The 15,249-nt window shown below is 38.0% G+C and carries 11 protein-coding genes and 1 riboswitch; of the genes, 5 read left to right on the top strand and 6 right to left on the bottom strand.

Annotated elements, in window-relative coordinates:
• Positions 1-553: 553 nt before the first annotated feature.
• Both C7H19_RS13850 and pgl read right to left on the bottom strand, forming a co-directional pair.
• Positions 554-1,765, bottom strand: coding sequence for a site-2 protease family protein (locus tag C7H19_RS13850; protein WP_106457501.1), 1,212 nt, complete (start codon positions 1,763-1,765; stop codon positions 554-556).
• A 493-nt stretch (positions 1,766-2,258) separates the two neighbouring features.
• Positions 2,259-2,981, bottom strand: a complete 723-nt coding sequence (gene pgl / locus C7H19_RS13845; RefSeq protein ID WP_106457471.1) for a 6-phosphogluconolactonase — start codon at positions 2,979-2,981, stop codon at positions 2,259-2,261.
• A gap of 405 nt (positions 2,982-3,386) precedes the next feature.
• Between pgl and C7H19_RS13840 the strand changes: the two genes are divergently transcribed.
• Both C7H19_RS13840 and C7H19_RS13835 read left to right on the top strand, forming a co-directional pair.
• Positions 3,387-4,193: an HpsJ family protein gene (locus C7H19_RS13840; RefSeq protein ID WP_181280610.1), complete on the top strand. Its 807-nt coding sequence runs from the start codon at positions 3,387-3,389 to the stop codon at positions 4,191-4,193.
• A gap of 372 nt (positions 4,194-4,565) precedes the next feature.
• Complete coding sequence (locus tag C7H19_RS13835; protein ID WP_106457469.1) at positions 4,566-6,404, top strand: CARDB domain-containing protein; 1,839 nt, start codon at positions 4,566-4,568, stop codon at positions 6,402-6,404.
• Positions 6,405-6,406: 2 nt separating this feature from the next.
• Here C7H19_RS13835 and hisA read toward each other — a convergent pair whose 3' ends face one another.
• The 4 genes from hisA to C7H19_RS13815 all read right to left on the bottom strand — a co-directional run bounded on the left by hisA (position 6,407) and on the right by C7H19_RS13815 (position 11,455).
• Positions 6,407-7,180 (bottom strand): 1-(5-phosphoribosyl)-5-[(5-phosphoribosylamino)methylideneamino]imidazole-4-carboxamide isomerase, encoded by a 774-nt coding sequence (hisA, locus tag C7H19_RS13830; RefSeq protein ID WP_106457468.1) that lies wholly within the window; start codon positions 7,178-7,180, stop codon positions 6,407-6,409.
• Positions 7,181-7,183: 3 nt separating this feature from the next.
• Entirely contained in the window at positions 7,184-7,792 is a 609-nt protein-coding gene (locus C7H19_RS13825) for an exopolysaccharide biosynthesis protein (RefSeq protein WP_106457467.1), read from the bottom strand.
• A 15-nt stretch (positions 7,793-7,807) separates the two neighbouring features.
• The gene (locus C7H19_RS13820) at positions 7,808-9,151 is read right to left on the bottom strand and encodes an ArsB/NhaD family transporter (RefSeq protein WP_106457466.1); all 1,344 of its coding nucleotides are present in this window, start codon (positions 9,149-9,151) and stop codon (positions 7,808-7,810) included.
• Between the two features lie 233 nt (positions 9,152-9,384).
• A riboswitch (cyclic di-AMP (ydaO/yuaA leader) is annotated at positions 9,385-9,536 on the bottom strand.
• A gap of 101 nt (positions 9,537-9,637) precedes the next feature.
• The gene (locus C7H19_RS13815; protein WP_106457465.1) at positions 9,638-11,455 is read right to left on the bottom strand and encodes an SLC13 family permease; all 1,818 of its coding nucleotides are present in this window, start codon (positions 11,453-11,455) and stop codon (positions 9,638-9,640) included.
• Positions 11,456-11,661: 206 nt separating this feature from the next.
• Between C7H19_RS13815 and C7H19_RS13810 the strand changes: the two genes are divergently transcribed.
• From C7H19_RS13810 to C7H19_RS13800, 3 genes are all read left to right on the top strand, one after another.
• Complete coding sequence (locus C7H19_RS13810) at positions 11,662-12,198, top strand: DUF3172 domain-containing protein (RefSeq protein WP_106457464.1); 537 nt, start codon at positions 11,662-11,664, stop codon at positions 12,196-12,198.
• Between the two features lie 46 nt (positions 12,199-12,244).
• Positions 12,245-14,125, top strand: coding sequence for a glutamine--fructose-6-phosphate transaminase (isomerizing) (gene glmS, locus C7H19_RS13805; RefSeq protein ID WP_106457463.1), 1,881 nt, complete (start codon positions 12,245-12,247; stop codon positions 14,123-14,125).
• 98 nt (positions 14,126-14,223) lie between these two features.
• Positions 14,224-15,237 carry a DnaJ C-terminal domain-containing protein gene (locus C7H19_RS13800; RefSeq protein WP_106457462.1) on the top strand — a complete coding sequence of 338 codons (1,014 nt, stop codon included), beginning with the start codon at positions 14,224-14,226 and terminating at the stop codon, positions 15,235-15,237.
• Positions 15,238-15,249: the final 12 nt, after the last annotated feature.

Genomic DNA, 15,249 nt, shown 5'->3' with positions numbered 1-15,249 from the left:
TTTAGATGGGTAAGCGATCGCGGTTGCAATAAGCGTTTAAATTTTTTCTCCCTATAACTAATTAACAGGAGAAAATGAAGAATCCTTCAAAAACATATTTTTGTTTTAATGATTCCCCTTGTTTAGCTAAGTATGTATACTTAATTTTTCCGATTCAACCCAGTATTGTTCAATTAACAACACTAATTGATCACTCATTAGACAGATTTTTCGAGCTTAATGTTGATTGTCTAAACTCTTTTTTCTGCTCTTGCATTATATCAATTCTCTTAAATCTCTTTGTCTGATTTTGTCATAAAATCACAATAAATTAACCATTACATAACATCGATTTTTGAAATAATTGTTAAATTTAGCAAAGAGAATGTATCAAATATTTACAACAGTTTGCAAATCTATTTAAGAGCATTCCATCGGCGACTCATTTGGTTTTAATGAAATAAAATCCGTAGAAATTGTAGGGGTTTGGTCTCCAAACCCTTTACAGTCATCAGTATGAGGTATGAAAGCAGGAAGAATTACTATCACTTGTTATTGTTCTAATAGCTGATAGCTAATTTTCCAGACTTTGCGCGATCGCACTTAATTGTAAATAAGTTGGATAAGTTCCCTCGTTTTTAATTTGCTTGATTTGGGCTTCAGTAATCGGTATATTCTGTTTTTGGGCGATCGCTTTCACCAGATCACCGCGATCAATCACCCCAGAAACCGCACCAGCAGGAGACAAAACCGTTAAATAACGTTCTTTACTCGCTTCTAAGGCTTTAATCACAGAAACAAGAGGGGTTTTTTCTGTTACTGATGGAATCACAGTCAAAGGATGAACAATCTCTGATAAAGTTTTACTAGACCATTGGCTACGCTCAATCTCTTGTACTTCGTTTTGCTCGATCATGCCGCGATAGCGTCCATCAGAAGCCGCATAATAAACCATTGGAGTCGCTAACCCAGACAAAAGATAAGTCTCAATAAATTCTTGTATACTCAGATGAGCATTAACCACTCTAAAATCGTGACTCATCGCATCAGATGCCGTTAAATCGAGTAAACTTTCTTGTAGAACCGTCAAACGTTCATAAGCCGTCGCATTGCGAAGAATAAACCAGCCGATAAAAGACACCCATAAACCGCCCACATCACCGACTATAATTACTACCAACCCACCGAGAATCATTCCTAACCAGCCTAAAATCTGACCACTCGCTGAAGCCCAACGCATCCCCATTAAGCGATCGCCTGTTGCTTTCCAAACCAAAGCTTTTAAAATTTGTCCACCATCAAGGGGTAAACCTGGAATAAGATTAAAAATAGCCAAAACTAAATTCAAATTGGCTAAATCTTCGGTGAGAAAACCAATAATCGTAGAACTTGACCAAAACTGAGAAAGTGCCGAAAACAAGACAAAAAGAGACAAACTAACCAAAGGACCGGCAATAGCAACCGACAAAGCCCCTAAAGGTTGTTGAGACTCCTTTTCAATCGATGCAAGACCGCCAAACAGAAACAAAGTAATTGATTTAACGTTAATTCCTTGTGCGCGAGCGACTAAACTATGTCCTAATTCATGAAGTAGAACAGAAACAAACAACAGCAAAGCCAATAAAAACCCGAAAAATCCACCTAAAAACCAATTATCGTGAGTTAATCCTGTTGCTGTAACGTTTCCCGCATTAATCAGCGTCACAAAGACTAAAATCAACAACCAAGACGCATCAATATAAAGAGGAATACCAAATAAAGTACCAATTCGCCAGCTTGATCGCATAATGATTTTTTGTCGTCCTACTTTTATTGAAAGACAAGTCCTGCTATACAAAACTTGGTCAAACTTATTTAAGTCTTCCCATTTAATCAGAATTACTTCTGAAGAGTCTGCTTCTTGCTTCAACCAAGGAGGTCGGCCTCTTCTTGTCCACAAGCGTTAATTTGGGAGTAGCCCTCCCTATGTATAAATTAAAAATGTATAAATTAAAATTTTGTTTGAATCTTTTAGTCTTTGGTTATCCATTATTTTCAACCTATTTAACAAAGCGTGGGCTTCCGTTTGACCTTTTCTTCAGGCTGGTTAGTTTTAACTCGACTGCGGTTTACAAACCGAAAATTATTAAGCCTTGGTTTTCGGCAACTTACCTAATTATAACTGATTGAAGTTATTTAGGCTAGTTACATTTAATGAAGTTTAATTAATATTTTTTTGATTTAATCAAACTCCTATTTCTAGGATAGTCATCCAAAGCCGAAAAAAGAGAAAGGAAAATTTAAAGATCTAAGTTTTCTGCGGCTCTTCGATCCAAAAGCCACCAAAGTTCACCTTCTGGTTGAATGAGTCGTGACGGATAAGTCATCGCATCACCATCGGGCGCAAAAACCTCAGCTAGAGCAGTTTGTTTACTCGCTCCTGCTACCAAAAAAATCACACAACGGGCATGATTAATTAAAGAAGCGGTAAAGGTTAAACGCGGTTGTCCGTCTTTACTTCCCACCGTAATCAAACGATCGCTCACGTGTAAAGCCTCGGTATGAGGAAACAGTGAAGCCGTATGACCATCATCTCCCATTCCTAACAAAACAACATCAAAAGCGGGAAATTCACCCCAAGACACCTTAAAATACTCTTGGAGCGCGGTTTCGTATTTTTGAGCATCAAGAGCGGGATCATTACTATCCGTCGGCATCCCATAAATATTACTTGCGGGAATTTCTATGCGATCGAGCATTGCTTTTCGGGTCATTCCTTGATTACTATCAGGATCATCGGGACTCACATAACGCTCATCTCCCCAAAAAATATAAATTTTATCCCAGGGGAGAGATTGTTCGGCAAGTGCTTCATAAAGTGGTTTTGGCGTACTTCCACCCGATAAAACGAGAGTACATTCTCCTCTTTGTTGAATAGCTTGATTTATTTTCTCAAGAACTAGCGTTAATCCTTGTTGAACGAGAGATTCTTTATCGTTTAAGGTGATTACTTGTTTTTTCATAGATTTTTCATCAATTTAGTAAAATGTGTCATTCATGGGCTAGTATTTATGATTAGTTAAACAAGCTTAAAAAAACAAATTTTGGGTGAATTCCATTTTGCCTATACTATATATATTGGGGAAATCTAATGTGATTTCATAGATGGCATTTCACCAATTAGCTTCCTTCTTCGCCTAGTGTAATCTATAATCCATATTGCTTTCTTTTTAGCCTACTATCAAAGTAGAATAAACCAATTGAAGGTGATTTGACTTGATTTTTAGGTTTTTCTAAGGTTTGGCTATCAAGCTTAACCGTTTCTTCTTTTGTAACTCTTGAATAGAAAGAGATTACTAGATTAACTCTAATAGATTCACAAAGGTCTAACTAAACTTCATGAACTCAACTGATAAAAAGCGATGAACATTTCAAAATACACGACTCTTTGTCTCAAATTAGCTGGGTTAATTTTTATTCTCTCCTTTTTACTGGATACCTTGACCTTTGCTATCCCTCTCCAGTGGCAGAATCCACAATGGCAGATCGGTTTCGTAACTGCTATTGTTGATCGAGGGATTGTTCCGATGGTAGGAATGGCGTTGATTATAATCGCTAGTTGGATTGATAGTACCCTTAATATTTCAGCAGCTAACGCTAAACCCACAACCTTTTTAAGAATTTTTTCTTTTATTCTAGCGAGTTTGTTAGGATTAATTTTTCTATTGTTGATTCCGATTCATTTTAACAATATTAATCAAGTCAAAACTAATGCTTTAGAGCAAATTCAAAAAGGGGCTGATCAAGGCGGAGAGCAAATTAAACAATTTTTAGCAAATTTAAACTCTTTGTCCCAAAATCCACAATTATTAAATCAAGAAATTGCACAACGGACACAAGTAATTGAAAGTGGACAGTTTCAAGGTCGTCCTCTAACAGAACAACAGTTAGTACAGCTTCGCCAACAAAGAGATCAGCTACAAAACCTAAGAGATTTGGCGCAAAAACCAGCAGAATTTAAAAAAAGACGCGAAGAGATTAAAAATCAACTGGGAACTCAATTAGAAGAGCGTAGACGCAATGCAGAAAATCAGGCTAATATTGAATCCCTCAAACAATGGTTACGAATTTGTTTAAGTAGTTTAATGTTAGCTATAGGCTACAGTGTCATTGGTTGGCTAGGTTTACGGGCGCAAGGTCTGATGTCAGGAAATCTTAAAGAAGCAAAACGCTAAAAATAATCTCCCGCATTCTAACCATTGCGGGATTTTTTTTATTTAAAAAAATATAAATTTTTGTTAATACAATCTTGTCTTTTAAAGCATTTTAAACTAAGCAAGGGTTGGATTTTCAAATCCCTACAGATTTTTTGCATAGGGTATTGGTGACTGATTTAGTAGAAAAACCTGAAATGATTAAAAAAACATTCCGACTTTAGCATTCTACAAACCACGGGTAAGAATATACATCATCACAACAATATTTAATCTTTATTTACTTGCATTATTCGCTCTTCTCGGATTATTTTTGTGATTATTATCTAAATACCGAAGCCAATTTAGTCTAAACAATCATCTTTGTAAATGAAGATAAGGATTATCATTTTTATGAATGCTTTAAATTCTCTTTTTGGCGAAAACTTAACCAGTCTGTTTCTTGACGAGAATCTTTCTGTTGCTACAGTGTCATCTAATGTTACAGAACAACAAGCTAAGAGCCAAGAAACGTCTAAAATCCTATTAGTTGAACAACAGCCTTTATCATCGCCAGATTCCTCCGTGAAGCTTGAAGAGGCTAATTATTCAGTTGATTCTCTGAGTTTAGCAAGCCTCACCACTCAAGGACAACCCGACCTAATAGTGAAAATAAGCTCGATTGAATTACCAGATACGATCGATTTTGGCGATTTCGGTAAAGTTGAAGTGAAAGTGATCAATAAAGGAAATGCGATCGCTATTGGAGACGTAAAAATTAAGCTTTGGCTTTCCACTGATGAAAATATAGATCAAAATGATGTATTGCTGACCAGTAAAATTAGCAAAATTAACTTAAGTGCTGACGAGTCCAAAAATATATCATTCAAATATCAAAATAATACTTCTGCGATCGCCCCTGGTTCATATTATCTAATCGCAAAAGTTGACACGAAAAATCAGATCTTAGAACGCAACGAAGAGAATAATCGCGCCAGTAAACTGCTTTCGGCACCAGGAACAGATGTCGTTATTGATTGGAATGCCGCCGCTTTAAATGCCATTCAAGCTGAAGGTGAGGCGGGGCGAGGAATTCCACCCACTGTAGGCTCTCGCTTACTCGCTATCCTGTCTACGGCAATATATGACACAGTAAACGCCTTTCAATCAAACCGTAATGCTTATGCCCTTGATCTGGTTGCTCCTGCTAATGCTTCTCTATCCGCTTCTGTTGCTGGTGCTGCCCATCAAGTATTAACCACTTTAATACCTAAACAAGCTTCTTTTTTAGATCAACAACTGTCTCATTCTCTCAATAAAGAAATCAATGACTTACCCGCGAATGAATTGATAGGTGAAGAATTCGGACGAGCGATCGCTAATAGACTTCTCTTTTTACGATCTAGTGATGGCTCAGATAATGACGATCCCTATATTCCGCCCACTGGTGACTATATTTGGCATCCTAAAGCACCAGATTTTTTAGCTGTTGGGGCAAATTGGGGAAAAGTAAAAACGTTTGCCATTCCTAGTATGGCGGATTTTTCGCCTAATGGGATGGATTGCGCTCCCACTGTCGATCCGATACTATATGCCCAAGAAATTGAAGAAGTTCGTCATTTTGGCGGCAGAAATAACACGGATCTAACCACACTCACTCGTACGGCTGATCAAACGGAAATTGCTGTGTTTTGGGCTTACGATCGCGCAGATACGTTTCGTCCCTATGGGCAATTAAATCAAATTACTGAAGAAATTGCTATTAGAGAAGGAAATTCTATCTTAGATAATGCTCGTTTATTTGCTGCGTTGAATGTGGCGATAGCAGACGCGGCGATCGTTGCCTGGGAAGCTAAGTACAAATATATGCAGCCTCGACCCGAAGATGTGATTGCTGGAGGAATTGCTGCTAATGATGGTATGGCTTCTACTGTAGGCGATCCCAATTGGCAACCCTTGCTTAATACACCTCCTTTTCCTGATTATATTTCGGGTCATTCGATTTTTGGTGGAGCATGGGCTGGCGTGATGAATCATTTCTTTGGCGAAGACTACAACTTTACGGCTGTTTCCCAAGAATTACCAAGTGTGCAGCGTAGCTTTGATAGTTTTTATGAGGCGGCTTATGAAAACGCGCTTAGTCGGATTTATGGCGGGGTTCACACGAGAGAAGCGACGGTTATTGATTCCTTACCCACTGGTTTAAATATTGGTGAATATGTCACCGAAAACTTCTTTCAAAGCGTTGGTTAATCTCATGCGAAAGACGAAAAACCCAAGTTAGGCGGTACATCCTGCCAACGACCTTGACCTACTGCTTGAATCGCTTCTGATAAACTGAGATCACCCGTATACAAAGCCTTGCCGACAATAGCCCCCGTTACGCCCAATGGTTCAAGAGACAGTAAACTGAGTAAATCGGTGAGTGAACTAACACCACCAGAAGCAATAATCGGAATATTGACGGCATGGGCTAACTCGCGCAGAGATTCTAGATTTGGCCCGCTTAGGGTGCCATCTCGATGAATATCAGTAAAAATGATTGCCGCAACGCCTAAAGATTCCATTTGTTGGGCTAAGTCGGTGGCGTTAACTTCTGAGGTTTCGAGCCATCCTTTGGTTGCTACTTTTCCATTACGGGCATCAATGCCGACAACAATTTGATGAGGAAATGCTTGACAAAGTTGCTCAACTATGCTAACTTTTTCGACGGCAATGGTTCCTAAAATAGCTCGTTCTACGCCTAACTTTAGTAAATTAGCGACGCTTTGAAAATCTCGTAATCCTCCGCCGACTTGTACTGGGATCGGTATTTCTTGAACAATCTTGGCAATGGTGGGTAAATTAATGGGTTTGCCCTGTTTTGCGCCATCTAAATCAACTAAATGCAGACGAGTAGCACCTTGTTCTACCCATTGACGGGCGACTTCTAGAGGATTTTCATTAAAAACTTGCGATTTTTCATAATCTCCTTGGTACAAGCGCACACAACGTCCATCTAGTAAGTCGATCGCGGGGATAACATCCATGTTTTAGCCAAAAAATTGTTGTATTAATTGTTCTGCCCATCTAACTAAAAGGGTGGGCATGAGAATAAAGAGAAGACTAACTATTATACTCCAAAGATAAGCGACACACATCAATAAGCCATCTGATTCGATGGTGGCGATCACCAGTAACACAATGCCAATTGTGGGTAAAGGGTTGGTTAGGGGAATAGGTAACATTAATAAAATAGCCAGCCATGCGATCCAAATTCCGTTAATACGCCAAATATAGGGATTTTTAGCGATCACTTTGAGGCGTGGTGCGGTAATTTTTTCAAACCCTAGACTTAGCTTTTTGATAAATCTGAGTAGGGGATAAATGATTTTATCGGGAAAGCGAAAATTAGCGAGTTTTTTCGGTAGCCAAAGATCTTTTTTACCCAAAGCTAACTGTAATGAAAGCAGAAAGCAACTTCCACCTAAAATACTAGATACTCCTGGGGGCATCGGTAAGAGGAAAGGAAAGGCGAATAAACCCGAAAGTAACATTAACCCTTTTTCTGATGTTCCGTCTAAAAGTTCTCTAATCGTTAAAGGTTGATCGGCTAATTTCTTTAACAGTGTTTCTAATTCGTGAGAGAATTTTAACTCCATAAGATTAAGTAATATTTATAATAAAAAAACAATAATTACATAGATGCTGGCTGTTAGTAATTGCATGATCATAACAGGGATTCCATATTTTAAAAAGGTTCTAAAGGTCATTTTTCCCCCGTGTTGTTCCGCGATCCCTGCTGCAACAATATTTGAGGACGCGCCGACTAATGTACCATTTCCCCCAAGTGTCGCACCATACATCATAGCGTAGAAAAGTGGTAATACTTCTGGCGGAAATTGTCCCGAATAGCTAGGATCTAAGACTTCTGTACCGACAAATCCGACATTAACTAAATATTGTTTTAAAAGTGGAACCATTGCTACAACTAGAGGTATATTTGGCACGACACTAGACAGTAAACCAACAACAACCAGTAAAACAAGTGAACCTAATGCAATATTTTTTCCGAGAATACTGGCGAGTATTCCAGATAAACCATTAATTACACCTGTTTTTTCTAATCCACCGATTAGTACAAAAATACACATAAAAAAGATCAGTGTACTCCAGTCAACATCTTTGAGGATATTTTGTACGGTATCAATTTTACTTTGATGGGCTAAAAGTAAGGCGAATGTAGCCCCAAATAAAGCCACCGCAGCAGGAGAAATGGGAACAGGAAATGATTCTCCAATGACAAAAAAGATGAGGACAAATGCGATTAAAATTCCACCTAATGCTAAGACTTTAGGATGATTAATTTCAGGATGGGGTAAATCTTCTAAATGCTCAAATTTAGTCCGCCAAATTTTCGGGAATAACCAAGGTAACATTAGTGTAACCGTTAAAACAGCGATCGCACCTCCTAAACTTAATTTTTGTAGATATTCGACAAAAGTTATATTAATCGCATCACCGACAATAAAAGTAGCAGGATCACCGACTAAGGTTAATAAACCAGAACTATTAGCGATAAAAACCATTAAAATCAGCAACGGAATAAAATCAATGCCAATATCTTGAGCAATAGGAGGAATTAAGGGCGCAAGTAACATGACTGTTGTTGCATTTGGTAATACTGCACAAATTGGCGTAGTAATCGCTACAATTCCCAGTAATAATAATTTTCCTTGACCTTTGGCTATTGTTACAATTTGGGTGGCTAAATAATCAAAAATTTTAGTCGGTTCAAAAGAGCGAACCAATACCATTACCCCAAAAAATAAAGCAAGTGTCGCATGACTTCGACTGATGTATCCTACTGCTTCATTGAGTGTCATTACGTGAGTAAAAACAAGGATTAAAGCACCCAGTAAAGCAATGACAGTAATGTGTAATTGTTCTAACATAATTAGAACGATCGCACCAATAAAAGTAGCAGCAGCAATAATAGCTTGTATGTTTTCTGTAGACATTTAATTAAAGCGTGCAAAATTTAGACAATATTTTTACAATAAGTCGTCAGAAAATTAGACTAACTTAATTGTGTAGAATCGGAGCGCAAAACTAAAATGTCACACCTAATTAATATCGAAACAGAACCGAGCAAATTTATCAGTTAAAAAAATAAGCCGATAACTGAGCCGTACAAGTAATATAATAATTGACTGAAATCATCAAAACATTAGATTAGAAATGAAGTGATTGTTCAGTCTTCCCCTGATGCCGACGAAGTTAGCTGACGGGCTAGGATTAGGAGATATCCTTCTCTATAATGATTGTCTTAAATCAATATAGAAATACGCCCCTGATGTGGTTCCTCCGCTTCTATCTATTAATAGAATTAGGCTGACTTACTCTAGTTTCATCCTTAAGATAACATAAAAACTTTAAAATAATACCAAAGGGATAATACAGAGCCGAAAAATTGCTCAGTTTCCCTTTGATAATTGTGTTGTAGATTACGGTTTTGGTATTGGTGCTAAACCAAACCACCAAGTAATTAGAATTGGGGCGACAATGGCTAATAATATATTCATGGGTGCACCGATTTTAACAAAATCCATAAATTTATAACCTCCCGCACCATAAACCATCGTATTCGTTTGATAGCCAATGGGAGTCATAAAGCTATTTGATGCAGCAAAAGTAATCGCAATCATAAAAGCATAAGGATTGAGATTAAGAGTTTCTGCTACTTTAACAGCGATGGGAATCATTAAAACGACGGCTGCATTATTTGAGAGAATCTCAGTTAATAAAGAGGTAATGACATAGAAGAAAAATAAGATCCAAAAACCCGATAAACTTCCTCCTAATGAAACTAAACCTTTTGCTAACCATTCAGTAGCACCAGAGTTATCCATTGCTGTACCTAATGGAATTAATCCCGCAAGGAGGAAAATTACATCCCAGCGTATACTCCCATAAAGTTCACCAGGTTTGAGACAACCCGTTAAAACCATCAAAATTACACCAATGAGAGAACTAACTAAAATGGGTAAAATCTCAAAAGCTGCTAAAAGAACAACCCCTGAAATAATAGCTACAGATATCCAAGCTTTACTCGATTTTAATGTTTCGACATCTCTTTGCTCAAGTACTAATAATTCACGGGTTGTTTGTAAACCGATAAAACTATCTTTTGGACCTTGAACTAATAATAAATCACCAAATCTTAGAGAAACTTTTCCTAGTCTTTCTCGCACTAATTCTTCACCACGACGAATGGCTAAAACCGTAGCATTATAACGTTGTCTGAATCGTAATTCTTTTAGAGTTGAACCAATTAGACGTGAGTTAGAAAGAATTAAAACCTCGGCGAGTTTTTCTTGTCCTTCTGTTAGTTCTTGCGATAAATCATTCTTGAATATAACATCGGCGACAATCTCAATCCCTTTTTCATCACGTATTTTTAGTAAATCTTCTCGTTTCCCTCTAACAATCAAAATATCACCAGCACTTAAAGTTTGATCGGCTAAAGGTTGAGGAAAGTGATTATCATCACGAATAATTTCTAAAACATCTAGATCGAATTTTCGTTGAATTCCACTCTCTCTGAGGGTTTGTCCAATTAAACTAGAAGTAGGAGGAATAATAATCTCACTAACATAATCTTGTAAATAATATTCTTCTCCCACATTATCTGAATCAGACACTTTATGATTAGGCAATAATTTGGAGCCAAAAAGAGCTAAAAAGATTAAGCCAGTTAAAAATGTTAAAATTCCGACAACCGTAAAATCAAATAAACCAAATTGACCGTATCCTAATTTCTCAGAAATACCGCTTGCTAGAACGTTAGTTGATGTTCCAATTACGGTAATCATTCCACCTAAAATGGTTACATAAGAAAGAGGAATTAACATTTGTGATGGAGCAATTCTCTGTTTTCTACACCAGTCTTCAACAATAGGAAGAAAAACAGCCACAACGGCTGTATTATTGATGAAAGCACTAATTGTTCCAACTAAGCTACCCATCACTAGCATTTGTTGAGTTTGGTTTTTTCCGCCCCATCTAAGTAATAAGTCTCTCATAATTTGAATCGCACCTGTTCGACTGATGCCGGCACTCAAAATAAACATAGCCATAACCGTAATTGTGGCATTATTACTAAATCCAGCAATTCCTTGTTCAGGCGTTACTAACTTGAGCAAAATAAGCACAACAGCGACGCAAATTGCGACAAAATCAATGGGAAACCATTCACCGATAAAAAAGATTAAAGCAACAACTACAACACCAAGAGTTAGAAAAATATTTGTAGAATCGGCCATATATAAATTGAATATAAAAGAATTGGCTAAGTTAGACGACATGATATCATAGTATTTTAAAAATTGAGAAATAAAATCAAACTTTAATTGTGGATAAGCAAAATTGATTGATGATACCACGCTCAACAAACCCTTAGAAGTATTGTTAGCATAGATACACCATTAATTGAAGTTCTTAAACATTGACCTAGCTATCAAGATTATTTATGAATCGCCGACCTCGCTATACTCCACCGTCTCGCCCTTCTAGTTCTGAATCGTTGGGCATGAAGCTTAACTATGCTACGATCGCCCTGCTGGGTGGTATATTTGTCTTGGGAATTGGTGCAGGACTTGTCTTTAACTCAACGGCAAACTTTAGCCCAGAAAACGTAGCATCAAGGGAAGTCATAGACCGTAGCGCCCCCAATGCCGAACTATGTGTACAATTTGGCTCAAGTGCGATCGTAACAGATGTCAGAGTATTTGTCACATTAAACCCTTTTAATGTCTTTGTCACTCAACCCGTTATGCAGCCTGGATGTGTGTTGCGTCGTAATAACTGGGCTTTACTCGAACAACAAAAACTTGTAGACTCACGGCAGGTGCAAGATTGTAAAAATAGAATGAATACCTTTGGGTTTACAGGGCCATTGGAAGGAAAACCGAAAATTGACTGTATCTACCAAAATGAAGCAGCAGGTAACTTATTTGTAACACCATCGGGAGCAGTTGGCCCTCGTCCTGAAACAGATAAGTTTTAAAATCAGTCTCATCTCATTAATCTTATCCCTCTTTTGAGAAAAGTCCATGTGTGGAATTGTTGGCTATATCGGAACACAAACCGCCGTTACTATCTTAGTGAGTGGTTTAGAACGCTTAGAATATCGCGGATATGACTCCGCAGGTATCGCTACTGTACTTGAAGGTGAAATACATTGTGTACGGGCTAAAGGAAAACTATATAATCTGCGAGAAAAGATCGAACAGGACATCAACCCCGCTAATATTGGTATTGGTCATACACGCTGGGCAACTCATGGCAAACCCGAAGAACATAACGCCCATCCCCATCGAGATATGTCTGGAAGAGTCGCCGTTGTCCAAAATGGCATCATCGAAAATCATCAAGCATTACGTGAAGAACTCATCGCAAAAGGATATAAATTTCAATCCGAAACCGATACAGAAGTCATTCCCCATCTCATCGCAGATTTAATGAAGCAAGATAATGATGATGATGGTCTTTTAATAGCCGTTAGAGAAGCAGTACATCGTCTAGAGGGTGCATTTGCGATCGCTGTGATTTGTGCAGATTACCCCGATGAAATCATTGTCGCACGTCAACAAGCCCCTTTAGTCATCGGATTTGGTCAAGGTGAATTTTTCTGTGCATCCGATGTGACAGCTTTAGTTCCCCATACTAACGCCGTTTTAGCGATGGAAAATGGCGAAATAGCCCGTTTAACTCCATTAGGAGTAGAATTATATAACTTTGCGGGTAAACGCCTTAAAAAGATGCCTCGTACTCTTGATTGGAATCCGACAACAGTAGAAAAACACGGATTTCGTCATTTTATGATTAAGGAAATCTATGAGCAACCTAATGTAATTCGGACTTGTTTAGAAGCTTACATTAATCCAACATGGAATGAGCAAAATACTGACTTAAACCCGATTAATTTGGGCTTATTTGACTTATTAGATGATATTGATCATGTACAGATTTTAGCCTGTGGGACGAGTTGGCACGCTAGTTTAATTGGAAAATATTTAATTGAGCAATTGGCGAATATTCCCACTGTTGTACAATATGCCTCAGAATTTCGTTATGCTCCCTCTCCCATTACAACCAATACTCTAACCATTGGCGTTACTCAGTCGGGCGAAACAGCAGATACAATAGCTGCACTCGAAACCGAAAAACAGCGTCGTTTGGCATTACCAAGGGAATACAGACCTCGACTTTTAGGGATTACAAATCGACCTGAAAGTACTTTATCCTATATGGTAGACCAAATTATCAATACTCAGGCTGGAATTGAAATAGGGGTCGCAGCAACCAAAAGTTTTATCGCTCAGTTGATGGGATTTTATTTATTAGCTTTAGATTTAGCCTATCGTCGTCAAACCCTATCATTAGAGCAAATTTATCGTATCGTTGAAGGATTACACCATTTACCGCGACAAATTGAAACTATTTTAGAAAAGCAAGAAAAACATATCGAAGATTTAGCCCATGAGTTTAATGATACTCAAGATTTTATTTTTGTTGGACGAGGAATTAATTTCCCCATCGCTTTAGAAGGTGCATTAAAACTCAAAGAAATAAGTTATATTCATGCGGAAGGTTATCCAGCAGGTGAAATGAAACATGGGCCTATTGCTTTACTTGATTCTAAAGTACCCGTCGTTGCGATCGCCCTTCCAGGTAAAGTATATGATAAAGTTCTCTCCAATGCCCAAGAAGCAAAAGCTAGAGATGCTAGACTAATTGGAGTTGTTGCGATGAATGACCTAGAAGCGACTCATATTTTTAATGATTTATTGTCGGTTCCTGAAGTCGATGAGTTATTATCGCCTATTATTGCTGTTATTCCCTTACAGTTATTGGCCTATCATATCGCAGCCCGCCGAGGATTAGATGTAGACCAACCGCGTAACCTCGCCAAAAGCGTTACCGTTGAATAGTTAATTACATATCGGGAAACCGTACCAATGTTTCTAGGTTGTTTTGTTAATCTAGATTAAGGGGTAGTGTAAATTTATCTAGAGGAGAAAACGATCGCATGGCTTCAACTACCGACTTTAAAGATTATTATGCTGTTTTAGGGGTCAGCAAAAGTGCTAGTAATGATGAAATTAAAAAAGCTTTTCGTAAATTAGCAGTAAAATATCATCCCGATCGTAACCCCGGAGACAAAGCAGCAGAGGAACGCTTCAAAGAAATTAGTGAGGCCTATGAAGTCCTATCAGACCCTGATAAACGCCAGAAATACGACCAATTTGGGCAATATTGGAAGCAAGCGAATCAAACGGGTGGCGGTTTCGGTAATGTGGGTGTAGATGTCGGTAACTTTAATTTCGACCAATATCGTAGCTTTGAAGATTTTATCAATGAATTGCTCGGTCGTTTTGCCACACCAGGAGCAACGGGAACCGGAAGTTATTATCGCACATCATCAGGCGGACGCACTGGATTTAATGATTATAGTAATTTTAATGATTTTTCGGCAGGATTTGGCAATACTCCCCAATCAACTAGCCAATTAGACAGAGAAGCGGTTCTACGTTTAAACTTATCAGAAGCTTATCGTGGCGTTCAAAAGCGCATTAGTATCGGAACTGAAACTATAGATATTCGTATTCCAGCAGGGGTTAAAACAGGAAGTCGTCTCAAAGTCAAAGGAAAAGGGCAAAGTAGTCCGAATAATCAGCAAAGAGGCGATTTATATCTCAAAATAGAATTAGATGCTCATCCTTTTTATCAGTTTGAGGGTGATAATTTAGTTTGTGAAGTACCAATTACTCCAGATGAAGCAGTTTTAGGCGGTTCCATTGAAGTTCCCACACCAGATGGTATGGTGACAATGAAGATACCATCGGGAATACGTTCGGGTCAATCTCTCCGTTTACGCGGGAAAGGTTGGCCAAATTCCCAAGGTGCAAAAAGTGATCAATTAGTCCGAATTCTAATAGATACTCCTAAAGATTTAAGTCAAATTGAAAAAGATTTGTATGAAAAAATTAGAGCAAATAGAACTTATGAACCTCGTAAAAAGTTACAGCAAACAGCTTTATAAGTTTTTTAGAAT

The sequence above is a fragment of the Aphanothece hegewaldii CCALA 016 genome (assembly GCF_003007785.1).
In the GTDB taxonomy this organism is placed as follows: Bacteria; Cyanobacteriota; Cyanobacteriia; order Cyanobacteriales; family Microcystaceae; genus Chroococcus; species Chroococcus hegewaldii.
This window is presented reverse-complemented; position numbering and strand designations above follow the sequence as displayed.